The 17532-nt window shown below is 62.2% G+C and carries 13 protein-coding genes; 7 read left to right on the forward strand and 6 right to left on the reverse strand.

Annotation, left to right across the window (positions count from 1 at the left end; translation table 11 throughout):
• The gene (locus tag AC1RT2_RS05995; protein ID WP_493100269.1) at positions 1-927 is read left to right on the forward strand and encodes an XdhC family protein; all 927 of its coding nucleotides are present in this window, start codon (positions 1-3) and stop codon (positions 925-927) included.
• 119 nt (positions 928-1046) lie between these two features.
• Here the strand turns inward: AC1RT2_RS05995 and AC1RT2_RS06000 are convergent, their stop codons facing one another.
• The gene (locus AC1RT2_RS06000) at positions 1047-2663 is read right to left on the reverse strand and encodes a M10 family metallopeptidase (protein WP_493100271.1); all 1617 of its coding nucleotides are present in this window, start codon (positions 2661-2663) and stop codon (positions 1047-1049) included.
• Between the two features lie 160 nt (positions 2664-2823).
• Between AC1RT2_RS06000 and AC1RT2_RS06005 the strand changes: the two genes are divergently transcribed.
• From AC1RT2_RS06005 to AC1RT2_RS06030, 6 genes are all read left to right on the forward strand, one after another.
• Positions 2824-3066, forward strand: coding sequence for a hypothetical protein (locus AC1RT2_RS06005; protein ID WP_493100273.1), 243 nt, complete (start codon positions 2824-2826; stop codon positions 3064-3066).
• Positions 3067-3310: 244 nt separating this feature from the next.
• Positions 3311-4570, forward strand: a complete 1260-nt coding sequence (locus tag AC1RT2_RS06010; protein WP_493100275.1) for a ferredoxin reductase family protein — start codon at positions 3311-3313, stop codon at positions 4568-4570.
• Between the two features lie 104 nt (positions 4571-4674).
• Complete coding sequence (locus AC1RT2_RS06015; RefSeq protein WP_493100277.1) at positions 4675-7938, forward strand: c-type cytochrome; 3264 nt, start codon at positions 4675-4677, stop codon at positions 7936-7938.
• Between the two features lie 67 nt (positions 7939-8005).
• Positions 8006-8899, forward strand: a complete 894-nt coding sequence (locus AC1RT2_RS06020) for an OmpA family protein (RefSeq protein WP_493100279.1) — start codon at positions 8006-8008, stop codon at positions 8897-8899.
• Positions 8899-10476, forward strand: a complete 1578-nt coding sequence (locus AC1RT2_RS06025; RefSeq protein WP_493100281.1) for a caspase family protein — start codon at positions 8899-8901, stop codon at positions 10474-10476. Before AC1RT2_RS06020 ends, AC1RT2_RS06025 begins: the two co-directional genes overlap by 1 nt.
• The gene (locus AC1RT2_RS06030; protein ID WP_493100283.1) at positions 10476-12023 is read left to right on the forward strand and encodes a caspase family protein; all 1548 of its coding nucleotides are present in this window, start codon (positions 10476-10478) and stop codon (positions 12021-12023) included. The genes AC1RT2_RS06025 and AC1RT2_RS06030 overlap by 1 nt, the downstream gene beginning before the upstream one ends.
• Positions 12024-12060: 37 nt before the next feature.
• Here the strand turns inward: AC1RT2_RS06030 and AC1RT2_RS06035 are convergent, their stop codons facing one another.
• The 5 genes from AC1RT2_RS06035 to AC1RT2_RS06055 are packed head-to-tail and all read right to left on the reverse strand — an operon-like array spanning position 12061 to position 17530.
• Positions 12061-13284, reverse strand: coding sequence for a molybdopterin molybdotransferase MoeA (locus AC1RT2_RS06035; protein ID WP_493100285.1), 1224 nt, complete (start codon positions 13282-13284; stop codon positions 12061-12063).
• The gene (moaC, locus tag AC1RT2_RS06040) at positions 13284-13778 is read right to left on the reverse strand and encodes a cyclic pyranopterin monophosphate synthase MoaC (protein WP_493100287.1); all 495 of its coding nucleotides are present in this window, start codon (positions 13776-13778) and stop codon (positions 13284-13286) included. Before moaC ends, AC1RT2_RS06035 begins: the two co-directional genes overlap by 1 nt.
• A complete protein-coding gene (gene trpC, locus AC1RT2_RS06045) occupies positions 13778-14593 on the reverse strand; it encodes an indole-3-glycerol phosphate synthase TrpC (protein ID WP_493100289.1) in 816 nt (271 codons plus the stop codon). Before trpC ends, moaC begins: the two co-directional genes overlap by 1 nt.
• A gap of 8 nt (positions 14594-14601) precedes the next feature.
• Positions 14602-15624, reverse strand: coding sequence for an anthranilate phosphoribosyltransferase (gene trpD, locus AC1RT2_RS06050; RefSeq protein WP_493100291.1), 1023 nt, complete (start codon positions 15622-15624; stop codon positions 14602-14604).
• Positions 15625-15640: 16 nt separating this feature from the next.
• Positions 15641-17530 carry a peptidylprolyl isomerase gene (locus tag AC1RT2_RS06055; RefSeq protein ID WP_493100293.1) on the reverse strand — a complete coding sequence of 630 codons (1890 nt, stop codon included), beginning with the start codon at positions 17528-17530 and terminating at the stop codon, positions 15641-15643.
• Between the last annotated feature and the right edge of the window lie 2 nt (positions 17531-17532).

Below are 17532 nucleotides of genomic sequence, written 5' to 3' on the forward strand. Positions count from 1 at the left end.
ATGGCCGGCCGCATCGCCCCCGAACCGGAAACGCTGGAGCCTCGCGCCGCCTTCCTTTCGGACGATGCGATCGAGATCCTTGCCTTCGCCGCGCAATCCATGACCGATGGCCATGCAGTGGCCCTCGTCACGCTAGTCGAAATCCGTGGCGGCGCGGCCCGCGCGATCGGCGCGCAGATGGCGGTGCGGGCAGACGGCCGCTATTGCGGTTTCGTTTCCGGTGGTTGTACGGAGGCAGCCGTTGCCGCCGAAGCCGTGATTGCCCTTCAAAAAGGCTTGGACCGCAATCTTCGCCTCGGCGAGGGATCACCTTTCTTCGATATCGTCCTGCCGTGCGGCGGCGGCATCACGCTCGCCATTCACGTGCTTCGTGACACCGCCGTACTGCATCGTGCGCTGACGGCCCTGCAGCGTCGTATTCCCGTGCGCCTGCGCTACCATGCCGGCCTCCAGGCACTTGATCTGGAGGCGGGTGAGGGGAAGACGGGTTGGGATGGGGGTGCTTTCGTCCGCGCCTATCGACCAAGGGAAAGGCTTGTGCTTGGCGGCACCGGAATGGAAGCCAGTGCGGTGGCGCAGATTGCGTCCGCGTCCGGCTACGAGGTCTTTCTGCTAGAACGAGGCCAGGTGCCAACAGACGAACAGTTGGATCGCGATACCGCCGTGGCACTTCTGTTCCACGACGTCGACCGGGAACTGGCATTGCTCGAACGCGTCCTGGCATCGAGGGCTTTCTACATCGGCGCGCTCGGAAGCCGCCGCACGCACGGGACGCGCTGCGCCGCCTTGCGGCAGCGTGGTTACGGTGACGCCGACCTCGCCCGGATCAAGGCTCCCATCGGAATCTTCGACAAGGCAAGGGACGCACGCACGCTCGCCCTCTCGATCGTCGCCGATATTGCACAGGCGCGGCTGCACGACTGCTGAAAGAACCTGTGCCCCGGCGAACCGGTTTGAACGGGGCCCTAAAGAAAATCACCTACCTGCGCAGATAAAAAGACCCGGCGATGTCGGGCCTTTCTCGTTTCGCCTCAATTCTTCCTTGCTTAGAGGAGGAAATCGCTGGCATTGAGATCGCTCAACTTGAAGTCGTGGAGCGTGATGATGTCCGTGCTAGCGAGTTTGATTTGCACGTCAGCGCCGACCTGCGTGGATTTGCTCAGGACCGAGCTGATCGATGAGAAGTTGTACCACCGCAAATCGATATCATCGACGTTGTTCTGGAAGTCGGTAATCTTGTCCTTGCCGAAACCCTTAGCGAAAGCGAAGTCATCGGCGCCGCCGCCGCCGGTCAGCGTATCATTGCCCTCGCCGCCGGCAAGCTTGTTGGCGCCGCTGTTGCCGATCAACGTGTCATTGAAGGCGCTGCCTAACAGATTTTCGATGGACGAATAAGTGTCTCCTCCCGCATCCCCGTTATTGACTGTCGGATTCGCCAGGCTGGCCCGGACGGATGCTTTCGCGTCGGCATACGAGGCCGTGTCCGTTCCGCTGCCGCCGACCAACTTGTCAGCACCTGTACCACCAGTCAGCACGTCGTTTCCGTTGCCGCCGGAGAGCACGTCGCGGCCCGCTCCACCATAGAGCTTGTCATTGCCGTCGAAGCCATAGAGGACGTCATTGCCGTTGTTGCCCTGCAGGGTGTTGGCCACCTGGTTGCCGCGAATCGCATCGTTGCCGCTACCACCCTTCGCATTTTCGATAAGGGATCGCAGATCGCCCTTGAACAGAAGTGCGTTGAAGATGTTGCCGCGGGAAAAAGCATCCGTGTCGAAGTTCAACAACGCAAGTTGCACGTCGCTGAATTTGGAATGGTAGCCAGGGCGTAGATCGACCAAGAGGGCCGTCTTATAGGACGAAAGGTCATAGGTATCGCTGCCGCCACCGTCCCAGATTGTTGCGAAAATGCGATTGCCGCCGGCATCGATGGCAACCTTGCCGTTGACCAATGTATCGCCGCTATTTGGATTCCACTTGTAGACTGTTGCACCGGCATTTGTTGTGAAGTCGGCGCCATACATCCGCTGCAGTGCGGCGATGTCGTACATCATGTAGCTTTGTGCGTAGCCCAATTCTTCGTTCCTGTAGCCATTGGTCGGGCCGCCGATGTTGGAGCGATAGGTCATGATGGAATATTCCATCGAGTCCTGGGAGGCGGGCAATGTTGGGAAACCATTTTGCACTTCGTGTCCGTGTTTCAGGCCGAGTGCATGGCCGATCTCGTGCAGCATGGTCGCCCAGGCGTAGTTGCCAGCGACAGGTGAGCGGTAATCGAAGCTACGACCGAACCAGACATCGCCACCGACATCTGCCGTGGTCGGGTAATAGGCATGAGCCGTTCCTGAACCATCCGTCTCGGCAAAGCGAAGCGTCGAGGTTGCCGTCGACCCCACCGAAATGTTTACGGCGGTGAAGCCCTCGACGGAGAACCCATCATTCGCGGAGGTACCCGCAGCCGCGTCCAGCGCAAAACGCGCTGCCGTCTGCTGTTGGGTCGAAATCGTGCCGAAATTGTTCGTGGGCTCGCCCGTATAGGTGTAATCGTCCGATGTCGTGGGAAACGCATAGGTGATCGGGCCGGACCAGGCGTAGCCGGAAAACAGCCCATCGACCGACGTTCCGGTTGCCGTTATGGTTTTGATGGTTTTATTTGTACCTGTCACGTCGTGATCTCCGGCTTGGTGGCGTTCGGTTCGGATGGCGTCCTGCCATGGATAGGCCGCAATCTGCTTCGAGAATCGTAATGCAGCAACTCGTTATGCAATTGAAAACGTCCTAACATAAACGGATGATCGCGACATGCTATTCGGGTGGAGAATGAAATTGATCTCTAAAATGTCCATGATTGCGACAACCGGCTTCGTGCTTGCGGCAGCGGGCGACGGCCCTCCGGGTACGGGTGGTACCATGATACTTCCGACCGACCCCGAGATCGTCATCGCGGCCGAATACAAGAACTTCAAGGCGAAGGGCACGCGCGAGGCTCTTGAACTGTTCATCGCGCGCCATCATGACCATCCGCTCGCCGAACAGGCGCGGGAAGATATTCGCCGCCTCGGAAAATGACGGATAGAATAGCTGGGGCCGACGGCCGGAAGCGGATAGAGAGCGTTTCTATGTACCTATTTCCGTTGCAATATTAGGTTCTGATACAACCTAGCCCACCTCTGTTTTCCCCACACGGCAGATACACCCGAATAAAGCCGCAGGCCCGTCCGTCGATTAGAGGATTGCGGTTGACGAATGTCATGGGGCTTGCCAGCATACCCCCGGAATTCTGACCGGCCAGTTGAATTTGTGGGGGCATACATTGACTGCGGGTTCCATCATCGCGACGCTTCTGATCGTCTTTGCCGGCCTTCTGGCCGTGCCGGCCGTCAGCCATACCAATGCGGGAACCACGTTTTCGCTGATGGCCTCTTCGATGGCCTTCGTCGCCATGGGGATCGCCCAGTTCATGGCGACGCGCCCGCCTTTCATCGAACGGCTGTTTGGCGGACTCGACCGCATCTACCAGTTCCATCGCAAGATCGGCATCGCGGTGCTCTGTCTTATCCTGGTGCACTATTTTATTGCGCCGGATTTCCAGGGGCTTTCCGTGACCAGCGGGCTCAACCAGCTCGCCAAGACAGCGGGCGAATGGGCGTTCTACGCCTTCGTCTTCCTGCTGATTCTCAGCCTCGTCAAGGTGATCCCGAAGACGCGCTTCCAGATTCCCTATCAGTATTGGCGCATCACGCATCGCTTCATCGGCCTGCTCTTCGTCATGGTGGCGTTCCACCAGATGTTCATCAAGCGCCCCTATGACGGCACGGCGCTGCTGGCGACCTATCTCAATCTGTTCGCTCTCATCGGCATCGTCAGCTACGCCTATACGCAGCTCCTGCCATGGCTTCGCACGCGTAGATACGAGGTTGTGAGTGTCGAGCGCCATGACGGGGCGACGATCATTTCGGCAAGGCCGATCGGCGGCAAGCTTCGGGCGAAACCTGGCCAGTTCGGCTTCTTCCGCGTCAACAAGACGGGCCTTCGCGAGCCGCATCCCTTCACCATCGCCGGGATAGAGGACGACGGTTCAGTCCGCTTCGCCATCAAGCCGCTCGGCGATTATACCAAGGCGTTGCGCGAGACGGTTTCGGTTGGCGATGCGCTGACGCTCGAGGGCGGCTACGGGCATTTCAATCATAAGCGCGGCGGCAAGAAGCAGATATGGCTCGCTGGCGGCATCGGCGTCACACCATTTCTCGCCATGGCGAGCCGGTTGAAGGGCGACGAGGGGCAGGATATCCACATGGTCTACTGCGTGCGAGACGGAGCGGAGGCGATCGGCCTCGAAACGTTCCGAGCGCAGGCGGAAAAGCTCGAGAATTTCAACTTCGTTCTGCACAATTCGGCGACCGACGGGCGTTTCGATGCAACGAAGCTCGTCTCCGGCACGACGATGAATCCGGCCGAGGCCGACCTGTGGTTCTGCGGCCCGCCGCCTTTGCGGCTGGCCATCGAAAAGGGATTGAAGGAACTCGGCAAGGCACCGCGCCGCGTCGAGTTCGAGCGTTTCGAGTTTCGATAGGACAGTTCCCGAAGAAACTGCGAAGCGGTTTCGCATCCGGAATTGTGTCAGAGAGATTGAATTTCCAGCCGGTCCGCCGGCCTCTTGGAGCGAGGGAACAAGCCATGCGCATGTTCAAGACATCATTTTCCCGCCGAAGCACGGGCATTGCCGCAACGCTTGGCCTCGCCCTGTTGGCTATCTGTCCCACCGGGGCATTGGCGATCGACCAGTTCGCGCCGGATGCCTTCGGCACCTACCAGCCGAATGTCGACAACGGCAAGGTCATGTTCGGCGCGGCCGGCTGCGGCGCCTGCCATGGCTCGGGCGACAACACCGAGCTTTTGTCCGGCGGCATGGAAATGCAGACGGCGATCGGCAAGTTCTTCGCGCCGAACATTTCCGCCCATCCGAACGGCATTGGCGGCTGGTCGAATGCGGACTTCCTGAACGCCGTGATGGTCGGCCTCGACAAGGAGGGTAACAACCTCTACCCGGTCATGCCCTATACGTCCTATGGCGGCATGAAGCCGGAGGATGTGCTGGATATCAAAGCCTATATCGACACGCTGCCGCAATCGGATGCCGCCTCGCACGAGCATGAGATTGCCTTCCCGTTCAACCGGCAGACCACGCTGACGCTCTGGAAGCGCAGCCATTTCACCGTGCAGGCCTATCAGCCGCGCGAGGAAACGCAGATGGAGCGTGGCCGCTATCTCATCGAAAATGTCGGCGGCTGCGGCGATTGCCATACGCCACGCACCACGACCTACGGCCTCGATCTCGCCCGCGCCTATGAAGGCGAAAAGGGCCTGACCGGCGCCGTCGCGCCGGATATCACCAAGGCGCGCATGAGCGGCCTTGCTTCGCATGAAGTCTTCACCAAAGGCCTGATCGACGAGGGCAAGAAGCTTTCCGGTTCGCCGCTGTCCGATCCGGTCATGCGCCGGATCGCGCAGGGCCTGTCGACGCTGTCCGATGAGGACAAGCAGGCGATGTACGCCTTCCTCGCCGATCGCGAGGTGAAGGTAACGCCCGTCGAGACCAGCACAGCGCCGGTCTGCAGCGAGGCGACGGCCGAAAGCGCGCTCGGTGCTGCCGGCGGCAGTGCGGATTTGGCCTCAGCGGCCGATGCCTTCATCGGCAAATACTGCCGCAATTGCCATGGCCCGGGCGAAAGCTCGCAAGGGTCCTTCCCATCGGGTGACCTTGCCTCGATTGCCGCCAACCCGGCCTTCGTGACGCCTGGCGATGCCGCCAAGTCGCTGCTCTACACCAGCGTTACCAGCGGCCGCATGCCGCTCGGCAAACGCCCGGACGACGCCGAAGTGCAGGGCCTTGCCGACTGGATCAATTCGCTGAACCAGTCGGACATTCCGACGGCGGTCTCCGCAACGCAGACCAAGCGCTCGCGGCCGATGCTGAAATATCTCGATTTCGTCGAGCTGGCGCTGCGCGATATTTCCAAGGTGGACGAGCACGACCAGCCGTTCATGCGCTACTTCAGCTATCGCGACCAGTATAACGGCATGATGAGCTGCGAGACGCATGAGACCTTCCTGAAGCGCATGCGGGTTCTCGCCGGCGGCTTCAAGAAGCTCTTGAATTCGCTGTCCTATGGCCCGGAACTGGTGCTGCCCGAGGAAGTGGAGGGCTCGGACGGCCTGCTCGTTCGCGTTGACCTGCGTGACCTCGAATGGAGCCAGGAAGACTACGACTTCCTGATCAACGAGTACTTCTATGGTGTGGAACCGACGAGCGATGCCCAGCTGCATTCGCTTGCCAAGGCGACGCAGTCGCAGCTTCCCATCATGCGTGTCGACTGGTTCATGAGCAACGGCGCGCGGCCGAAGGTCTATAACCGCCTCATGAAGCTGCCGACCAATATTTCCGAGCTTGAAAAGCGCTTCCAGGTGCCTGTCGATCAAAATATCGAGCGTCGCCGTATCGTTCGTGCGGGCTTTGCCGATGGCTCTTCGGGTGTTTCCGATCACAATCGCATGCTGGAACGCCACGACATGCCGTTCGGCGGCTATTACTGGAAGTCCTATGACTTTGCGGGCGACGTCGGCAAGCAGGTGCTGAAGCGTTTCCCGGCGGGGCCGGAAGGCGTTCGCCTGAAAGCCGGTCTCGAAGCCTTCGACCATGACGGCGGCGAAATGATCTTCTCGCTTCCAAACGGCATGCAGGGCTATTACCTCTCGACCGACAAGGGCGACCAGCTCGATATCGGCCCGACGGCGATCGTCTCCTTCCGCAAGCGACCGATCGGCAAGGGCGTCGAGATCATCAATGCCCGCTCGTGCTTCGACTGCCACTTCGACGGCATTCTCTCCAAGCGCGACCAGTTGCGTGAGCATATCGAAACCTCCACGCTGTTCTCCAAGGACCAGCAGGACGAGCTGCTCGCCGTCTATGTGCCGCAGGAGGAGTTGAACGAGGTCTACAAGCGCGACACGGATCGTTTCGTCGCCGCGCTCGATCGCCTCGGCATCACCGAAGCGACCTCCGGCGGTGGCAAGACCAGCCTGAAGGCACCCGGCGGCGCGGAAATCTTCACCTACTTCGCTGACAAGTACGAGGACGAGTTGAACTTCGAACAGCTGGCTGCCGAGTTCGACATGACGCCGGAGGAGTTCTCCTCCGACATCCGCCGCCTCACCGACGTGAATGCACTGCGCATCGGCATCGATTGGGTTGCGACGCTCGAATCGGGCGCCACGATCCCGCGCACCGAGGTTGAAGAGCAGTATGCCTTCATGCTGGAACCGCTGCTGCAGCTTGAACCGCTGAAGCGCGGCGTCAATCCGGACGTGGCCGTCAACAATACTGGCGATGCCTCCTACACCAAGCCGGCCGTGGACAACACGGGCTACCAGCAGCCGGAGCAGAAGCAGGAGCAGGCCGTCGACAACACCTATGTCACGCCGGCCTACAAGCAGGACGACAAGGCGCAGGCTGAAAAGGTCAAGCTTGCCCTGCATGTCCCGTCGACAAGCGCGAAGGTGGGGGATTACCTTAGCTTCGAGCTCAGCACGAATCACGCCTGTGAGCTTCAGGTGATGTATGTGGAGGACACCGGCAATGTGGAAATCATTCCGGACGTCATGATCGGCAACACCACGCTGAACACCGGTGAACGCCGCCTGATCCCGCAGCCGGGCACGGGCAACCTGACCTTCGATTCGCCGTCACCCGGCGAAACGATGATCGCCTACTGTAAGATTGGCGGCCTCGGGGACCAGAAGCTGACGGCCGAGCAGGCCAAGCAGCTGGCCGTGAGCTCGAAGCAGCCGACCACCCGCGGCATTGCCGTCAACCTCGCCAAGCAGGCCGAGAAGGACAATGGCGCGGCCGGTCTCCAGATGGTGACTTTCGAGATCAAATGATAACAAGGGCAGGGGCTTTCGGGCCCCTGCCTATTTTTTGCCAAACGACACGAGGGCTGAACCGACAATGCTGATGCGATCCCTGGCAGCAACACTCTTCGTCCTGGCCGGAGCCGCCCCGGCCGCAGCGGCCTGCGATGCCTTCACCGGTGTCATCGAGGCGTTCAATGCCGGCGACGAGCAGAAGGCACGCGCCCTTGCAGAAACCGCCGGCACGGCCAATTGCAGCGCAAACGAGCGCACGCTGGTCGGTCGCGTTGCGGCTCTGACGGCCTTCAACCGCATCTCGACGGCGGTGGGCAATGGCGGCAAGCTGTCCGACCATCAGCAGGAACTGGAAGACCTCCAGCGGCAGTATGGCGGTCCCTGGCAGGTTTTCGATGCGCTCGGCGATCTTGCCCGTGAGCGCAAGGATTATGAGCAGGCGGCGCGGTTCTACCAGATTGCGCTGGAAGACGGATCGAACGAGACGCTGACGCCCGACTGGATGGCGCCGGACGAACAATACATCCTGCGCCTCGACAAGATGGCCAGCGAAATGCGGCTTGCCGCACCGCGTCCCGTGAAACTTGCCATGCGCGGCGGGTGCAAGGTTTCGTTCCGTGGCGTGACGATCAAGAAGAAGTCGACGCCGATACGCTACGTCTTCGGCACGGCGGATTTCGCGCCGGAGGGCGTCGAGGCGGCGAAGGACCTGGCCGAGTGCCTGAAGACCGTCAAACCCGGTTCGATCAAGCTGATCGGCCACACCGATCCCGTCGGCTCCGCGGATGCGAATTACAAGCTCTCGCTTGCACGCGCCGAAACGCTGAAGACGTATCTCTACGATACCGGTTATGCCGGTACCATCACCACCGAGGGCAAGGGCGAAGACCAACCCTTCAAGCCGGATGATGCCAGCGCCTATGATACGGAAACGCTGAACCAGTTGCACCGCCGCGTGGAAGTGGACGTGCAATAATGATGAAGACGCTGCCCCGCCTCCTGGCCCTTTCTCTTGCCGTCGCGCTGCCGGCGCCGGTTTTCGCGGCGCAGACCTATGCGCTCGTCGTCGGCGTCGATCAATATCCCAACGATGTCAGTCTCGACGGCGCGGTGCGGGACGCGGAAGACGTCTATCGCTCGATGAGTGCAGCGGGCTTCACGGCCACCAAATTCACCAACGAGCAGGCACGCAAGGACGATATCCGCAAGGCCTGGACCGACATGGTGGCGCAGGCCGCCGCCGGCGATACGATCATCTTCACCTATGCCGGCCACGGGGCGCAGATGCCCGAGCTTGTCGCGGGCGATGAGGCGGATGGCCTCGACGAGTTTCTCCAGTTGCCGGGTTTTGACCGCAACCGCCACGAGGAAACGTCCAACGAGATCATCGTCGACAACGAGATGAACGCTTGGTTTGCCGAGGCCGAGGGCAAGGGCGTGCATGTGCTTTTCGTTTCGGACAGCTGCTTTTCCGGCGGTATGAGCCGGTCAATCAAGGGCAAGAGCCGCCTGGCGCCGGCCGTCAAGGTCAAGCTTGCGCCGCCCTCGCAAGAGGCGATTGCGGGCGCCAATCTCAAGGAAATCAGCTTCAAGCAGGTGACGGTGCTGGCCGCCTCGCTGGAAAGCCAGCCAACGCCGGAGGTCATCATCGACGGCGAGCCGCGCGGTGCACTGAGCTGGAGTTTTGCCCGCGCCGTGGAAGGCAGCGCCGACCGCGACGGCAATGGCATCATTACCCGCATCGAACTTGAGGACTACGTCTTCAGCAATGTGAAGAACCGCTCGGAAGCGCTGCAAGTGCCGAATTTCACGCCGCAGGTGGCGCGTTCGGATGGCGAGGTCGTCGTCACCTTGACGCGCGGTATCCCGGTCGCAAGCAACAATACCACGACAACGGACACCAGCGACAATGGTGCAGCCGACACCGGCAAGGCGATCAAAACGGCGAAGGATCTCGGCTGGACCGGCAACATCGCCCTTCAGATCGACGGCACGGCCGACAAGCCGAAGAACACCGACGGCACCGGAACGCCCTATCGCTGGGATGTGGCGACCGGCGTCTTCTACACGCCAAACGGCGATGTCGCGGCCGAAAGTGTCAGCGCGGACAGTATCCAGTCGGTGGTGGACAAATATGTGCTGCTCGACTTCCTGAAGGCCATGGCAAGCCAGAACCCGGGCTCCGTTTCGCTGACGCCCACCAAGGATATCTATGCCGCCGGTGATCGCCTGCGCTTCGATGCGCCCCCCGGCCGCTATCCGAACATGCTCGTCTTCAACCTCGCCAATACGGGCGAGGTACAGTTCCTCGATATGCAGGCGGCGGGCACGAACAGTTCCGAATTCAAGCTGTCGGATGTGGAGGTCGTCAAACCTTTTGGAGCCGATCACCTTATCACGATCTGGACCTCCGAGCCGGTCGATGCCATCGGCGCGGTGCTGGCCGACAAGAACGTGACCGCCGAAGCCGTGCTGCAGGCCCTCACGACCCGTCTCGACGGCAAGGAAGCCAGTGTCGCTATCCAACCTCTCTACACGCGGGAAACGCTCTGATGATCCGTTACGCCGCCGCTCTTCTGTTGTCGCTCGGGGTGTTTTCAGCCGCGGAGGCCGCCGACCGGGCGCTTCTGATCGGTATCGGCACCTATGCGTCGCTGCCTGAAAAAATGTTCCTCGAAGGGCCGAAGAACGATGTGCCGCTGATCGAAAAGCTGCTGAAGGAAAAGCAGGGCTATGCGGCGGACCAGATCCGGGTCCTGCTCGACAAGGATGCGAGCCGCGCCTCGATCCTCGCCAGCATCGACGAATGGCTGGTCAACGGCACGCAGCCGGGCGACCGGGTCTATTTCTATTTCTCCGGTCACGGCCTTCAAGTGAAGGATGCGAGCGGTGACGAGGAGGACGGACTGGACGAAGCGCTCTCGACCTATGACATCGCCGCCGGCGATGGCGACTGGTCGAATGTCATTCTGGACGACGAGATCGACGCGATGCTGGCGAAGTTGAAGGACCGCGCCGTGTCCATCGTCATCGACGCCTGCCATTCCGGTACGATTTCACGCTCGCTCTCGACGGATGTCGGCGAAGCGCTGGAAAGCGCGCGCTTCCTGCCGCGCCCCTTCGCCAAGCCGGCCGATGCGGTGAAGATGCGCGGGCTGCGCATCGACGTCGCTGTGGTCGACAAGCCGGAGATCGCCAAGCAGAACGGCGTGGAGGCCTGGAGTGCTGCCTCCTCCTATCAGGTTGCCTGGGATGATACGCGCCTGCCGCCGGAAGAGCGGCACGGCGTTTTCACCCTTTCCTATGTCAATGGCCATGAGATTTCCGCAGCCGACAGCAATGGCAACGGCATCGTCTCCAATGCCGAACTGCTCGAATATGTGAAGAAGCAGTCGCAGACCTATTGCTCGGCGCAAACACAGTGCCAGGGCCTCGATCCGCAGCTGGAGGTCAATTACGCCCTGCTCGGCGCCAGCGCCGTCACGCCGACCGCCGAGGGCGGGCAGCAGTACCAGCAGCCGCAGACCGGCGGCGAAACGCAGCAGAACCCCGACTATGGCAAGGTCGAGGAGGTCAAGGTCGAGAACACGCAACAGACGGCCTATGTGGCCGCGGACCCGATGGATGCTGTTGGCGACATTCTCGGCAAGCCGCAGACGGGTGACGTCAAGGTGGCGCTCTCCTCCGACCACCTGAAGGGTGGCGACGCCTTCAAGATCAGCGTGACGAGCAGCACGGGCGGGCATCTCATCCTCTACGACGTCGACAAGGACGGCAAGGCGACGCAGATTTTCCCGAACGAAGCGGCGCAGAAGATCACCCCACTGACGCCGAACATGCCGCTCACCATTCCCGATGACTACTACGGCTTTGAATTCGAGGCCGACGGCCCAAGCGAAAACGTGCTGGTGGCGATCGTCGTCGCCGACGACGTGGACCTCACCAAGGTTGCGCCCAACGACTATGGGCTGACCAAGGAACTGGATGCGCGCACCACGATCGCCGAGATTGCCGGCACGCTGAAGCAGACCTGGACGCGCGATACGGAAAACCGTGGCGTAAACTGGTCGCTCGGGCTGCTGAAATATACGGTCTATTGAACGAGCGGTGGCGCTGAAGTCACCTGTAGGCGACTGCTCAGTCTTGCGGCTCTCGAATCAGTAGGATTTCGCAAGCAGCACCTTCCGGCACTGCCGGCGCATGCGGCGGACGGATGAGCAGGCCTTCTGATTCGGCGAAGACCTTCATCATCGAGGAATCCTGTTTCGCAAACGGCGTCACGCGATACGTCCCGTCGGCGGCACGGTGGATGCGCGCACGCACATAATCCTGTCTCTGGTCGTTCTCCTTGAGCGCGACAGCGGCAAGGGCCGGACGCTGCCGGTTCCTTGCGGGCAGACGGGCGAGATGGCGGACAAGGGGTTCCAGGAAGAGCAGCGAGCAAACCAGGCTGGAGACGGGGTTGCCAGGCAGGCCAACGACCTGGATGGCGCCGAGGCGGCCCACCATCAGCGGCTTTCCGGGGCGCATGGCGATGCGCCAGAAGTCGAGTTCCATGCCGGCTTCGCCAAGCACGGGCTGAACGAGATCGAAATCTCCAACGGACGCGCCACCGAGCGTGACGAGCACGTCGATGTCGAGCGACAAAGCGTTGCGCACGGCGTCGAGGATCGCCTGTTTGTCATCCCGGACAATGCCGAGATCGATCACCTCCGCGCCGGCCTCGCGGGCGAGCGCGGAGACGCCGTAGGTGTTGGAGGCGATGATCTGGCTGGCACCGGGCGGTGTGCCGGGCGGCACGAGTTCGTCGCCGGTGGCAAGAACGGCGATGCGCGGTCGGGCGTAGACGGTCAGTTGCGGATGGTTCATCGCCGCGGCGACCGTCAGGCGGCCGGCGTCGAGCAGATCGCCCGTCTTGAGCACGACGTCGCCTTCGGAAAAATCCTGGCCGCGCGGGCGGATATGGCGGCCTTTCGGAGTGAGGAAGGTCGTGCGGATGCGGCCACCCTCCAGCACTTCGGCGTCTTCCTGCAAGAGTACGGTATCGGCGAAAGCCGGAAGCGGTGCGCCGGTAAAGATGCGCACGGCCTCGCCAGGACCGACCGAGCCTTTGAAAGCGTGCCCGGCGGCGGAGGTGCCGACAACCTTGAGGACGGAGCCGAGTTCGGCGATGTCTTCATGGCGGACGGCATAGCCATCCATGGCGGAATTGTCGAAGGGAGGCTGGGTGAGCCGTGCCGCGATGTCTTCAGCGAGCACGCGACCCTGGGCGTCGTGCAGCGAAACCTGTTCCGTCCGATGGGGTGGCCTTGCTCCGAAGAGCAGGCGATCGAGGGCATCGGCAACAGGAAGAAGGGACATCAGCTGTCTCTGTGCTTGTAATCGCCGGAGCGGCCGCCGGATTTCTCGCGCAGCCGGACGCCGCCGATTTCCATCTCGCGGTCCGCGGCCTTTGCCATGTCGTAGATGGTGAGGCAGGCGACGCTGACGGCGGTCAGCGCCTCCATCTCGACGCCGGTGCGGCCGGTCAATTTCGCCATGGCCTCGATGCGCAGGCCGGGCAGGGCGTGGTCCTCGCGGATGTCCACTGCGACCTTCGTCAGCATCAGCGGATGGCAGAGCGGGATGAGGTTAGACGTCTGCTTGGCGGCCATGATGCCGGCAAGGCGGGCCGTGCCGATTACGTCGCCCTTCTTGGCGTCACCCTTGAGGATCAGGTCGAGCGTCGCCGGCGCCATGCGGATGAAACCCTCTGCGACGGCGATGCGCACGGTCTCGGCCTTGTCGCCGACATCGACCATGTTGGCTTCGCCTGACGCGTCGATATGGGTGAGCGTGTCAGCCGTCTCGGCCATCATTCCGCCGCCAGCATGCCGGCCGAACCGGTGAGCAGTTCGCACGTCGCGGCCGCCACGTCATCCTTGCGCATCAGGCTTTCGCCAACGAGGAAGGTTGAAATGCCGACCTTGCCAAGGCGTTCGCAGTCTGCATGGGTGAAGATGCCGCTTTCGCCGACGAGCAGCCGGTCATCCGGCACCATGCCGGCGAGTTTTTCCGAAACGGCGAGATCGACCTCGAAGGTGCGAAGATTACGGTTGTTGACGCCGACGAGCTTGGATTTCAGCTTCAGCGCGCGCTCCATCTCTTCTTCGTCGTGCACTTCGATCAGCACGTCCATGCCGAGCGAGAAGGCTGAATCTTCCAGCATTTTCGCGGTGTCGTCGCTGAGCGAGGCCATGATGAGCAGGATGCAGTCCGCACCCCAGGCGCGGGCCTCCAGCACCTGGTAGCTGTCGAACATGAAATCCTTGCGCAGGGCGGGCAGGGCGCAGGCTTCGCGGGCGGCGATGAGGAATTCCGGCGCGCCCTGAAAACTCGGTGTGTCGGTGAGCACGGAAAGGCAGGCGGCACCGCCGGCCTCATAGGCCTTGGCGAGCGCCGGCGGGTCGAAATCCGGGCGGATAAGGCCCTTCGAAGGGCTTGCCTTCTTGATCTCGGCGATCAGGCCGAAGTGACCTGCGGCCTTTTTGTCCTTGAGGCTCGCGAAGAAGCCGCGTGGCGGCTGCTGGTCACGGATGCGGGCGCGAAGCTCAGCGGGCGCGACACGCGCCTTGGCGGCGGCAATCTCGTCCAGCTTGTAGGCTTCGATTTTCTTCAGGATGTCGGTCATGGCCAATCCTACTCCGCCTGGCCTTCATTGGAAACCGCGACAAGGCGTTCCAGTGCGGCGCGGGCGCGGCCGCTTTCGAGCGCTTCCGTTGCCTGCACCATGCCGTCCATCAGGGTTTCCGCCTTGCCGGCCACGACAAGCGAGGCGGCGGCATTGGCAAGCGAGATGTCACGGTAGGGCATGTGCGCACCGCCGAGCACCGAGAGGAGGGCGGCGGCATTGTGCGCGCCGTCACCGCCGCGGATGTCGTCGAGTTTCACCTGCGGAAGGCCGAAATCGGCGGGTGTCAGTTCGAAGGTGCGGATCTTTCCGTCCTCGAGTGCGGCTACCTGCGTGGTGCCGGTCGTGGTGATCTCGTCAAGGCCTTCGCCGTGCACGACCCAGATGCTTTCCGAACCGAGGTCACGCATCACTTCGGCAATCGGCACCAGCCAATGCGACGAGAAGACACCGAGGAGCTGGCGCTTGACGCCACCGGGATTGGAGAGGGGGCCAAGCAGGTTAAAGATGGTGCGCGTGCCGAGTTCGACCCGCGACGGGCCGACATGCTTCATTGCCGGGTGGTGCAACTGCGCGAACATGAAGCCGAGGCCGGCATCATGCACGCAACGCGCAATCTCGGCCGGGCCGATATCGAGCTTGACGCCAAGGCAGGAGAGGGCATCCGCCGTGCCGGACCTGGAGCTGAGCGCCCGGTTGCCATGTTTGGCGACGGGCACGCCGGCGCCCGCGACGATGATCGCGGCGAGTGTCGAGATGTTGTAGGTGCCGGCGCCGTCACCACCGGTACCGACGATATCCATCGCATCCGCCGGCACGGTGACCGGCAGCATGCGGGCGCGCATCGAGCCGACGGCGCCGTAGATCTCGTCCACCGTCTCGCCGCGCACGCGCAGCGCCATCAGGAAGCCGCCGATCTGCGAGGGCGTGGCGGCGCCGGACATGATGATCTCGAACGCGCCCCTTGCGTCCTCGCGGTCGAGCGTGTTTCCAGCGGCTACCTTGGCGATATAGGGTTTCAGGTCAGACATCGAGTTCCCCGTCTCCCTACCGCGCGATGCTTTGTTCGGCGAGCGTGCGGTTGATGGAGACGCCGTAGGCCGTCTGCAGCGCGCTGACCATCTGGTCGAGAATGTCGTCGCCGCTGGCGCGGGCGACGGCAGCGATTTGCTGCTCGTCGTTGGAAAGCGCGTCGGTTGCCGTGTCCGCGTTTGCTTCCGTAACCTTCAGCAGGATCTGGCCTTCGCCATCAACGCCCGGCGTGTTGGCGACATGGCCGACCGGACCAGCAAAGGCCGCGGCAACGGCAGCCGGGCCGAGCACCGGATCCTGGGCGCCGCGATGCAGGCCGATCTTGTTTTCAACGGCAATGCCGAGTTCGTCGGCAATAGCGGCGAGGTCGCCGCCCTTGCGGACACGCTCAGCCAGTTCGTCTGCCTTCTTGGCAAGCGCCTGGCGCTGTTGTTCGGCGGTCCAATCGGCGACGACGCGGTCGCGCACTTCGTCCAGCGTACGGTCACGATCCGGGATGACGTCGAGCACTTCGAACCAGGCATAACCTTCACGGCCGACATTGACCGGCTGGGTTTCTGTGCCGATTTCGGTCTTGAAGATTTCACCGACAAGTGCGGCTTCTTCCGGCAGGCCGTTGATTTCCTCACCCTTCTGGTCGTTGCCCTGAGCGTCGATCGCATCGATCGTCACGGCCTTCAGGTTGTTCTTTTCTGCAGCCTCGGCAAGGCTGAGGCCCTCGGCGCGGCTGTCCTCGATGCGGTCATGCACGGCGAGAATGCCGTCGGCGGCCTCGGAGAGCGCCAGCTCGTTGCGAAGCTCTTCCTTCACATCATCGAAGGACTTCAGCACTTCCGGCCGGATATTCGTCACACGCAGGATGATCGGACCGAAGGTGCCGTCGATGACCGGCGTCGTGCCGCCGTCCGCAGCGACGGCGAAGGCCGGCTCGGCGAATTTCTGGTCCGGTACGCTTGCCTTCGTGAAATCGCCGAGCAGCACGTCAGCCGGAGTCTTGCCCTGTTCCGTGATGATCGCGTCGAAGGTCGTGCCGGCGGCGAGTTTTGCGGCGGCGGTATCGGCTGCGGCGCGGTCGGCAAACGTCAACTGCTCGATCGTGCGGGTCGCCGGCGTGCGGTACTTTTCCTTGTTCTTCTCGTAGTCAGCCTGAAGCGCCTCATCGGTGATGGCGGCCGTGTCCAGGATGTCCTTCGGCTCAAGCGCGAGATAGATGAACTTGCGGTATTCCGGTGCGCGGTACTTCGCCTTGTTCTGTTCGAACCAGGGCGCGAGCACGTCGTCGCCCGGCGCCTTGACGGGATCGATATTGGCGTTGCTCAGCAGCAGGTAGTCGATGGTGCGTGCTTCGTTGCGGTACTGGCGGAGCGCTTCGGTCAGCACGACCGGGGCCTTGTAGCCGTCGGAAACGGCTTCCACCACCTGGGTGCGGATCGCCACCTGGCTGCGGTTGTTGATATAGTCGTTCTCGCGCAGGCCCGCATTGCGAAGCACGGACGAGAAGGCCATGCGGTCGAACTGGCCGTTGACGCCGCGGAAGGCCGGATCGTCGGCGATCAGCTGGGCGAGGCGGCCTTCGGAAAGACCGAGGTTCATGTCGCGCGAAAGCTGGTCGAGGGCGGCGCCGGCAACGAGTTCGGCAAAAACCTGGTTCTCGATACCGAAGGCGCGAGCCTGTTCGGCGTTGATCCGCATGCCGATGCGCTGTGACATCGTCGCGATCTGGCGCTCATAGGCCAGACGGAAGTCCGTCGGCGAAACCTTGACGTCGCCGACCGTGACGACGGAGTTGGACGCGCCTGTAACAAGCGAGCTCGAAACGCCCCAAACCGCGAAGGAACCGACCAGTACGATCAGCAGGGCTTTTGCCACCCAGGTCTGGGAGGCGCGTCTCAGGGCTTCGAGCATCG

Source organism: Shinella sp. GW821-FHT11G07, from assembly GCF_058808115.1.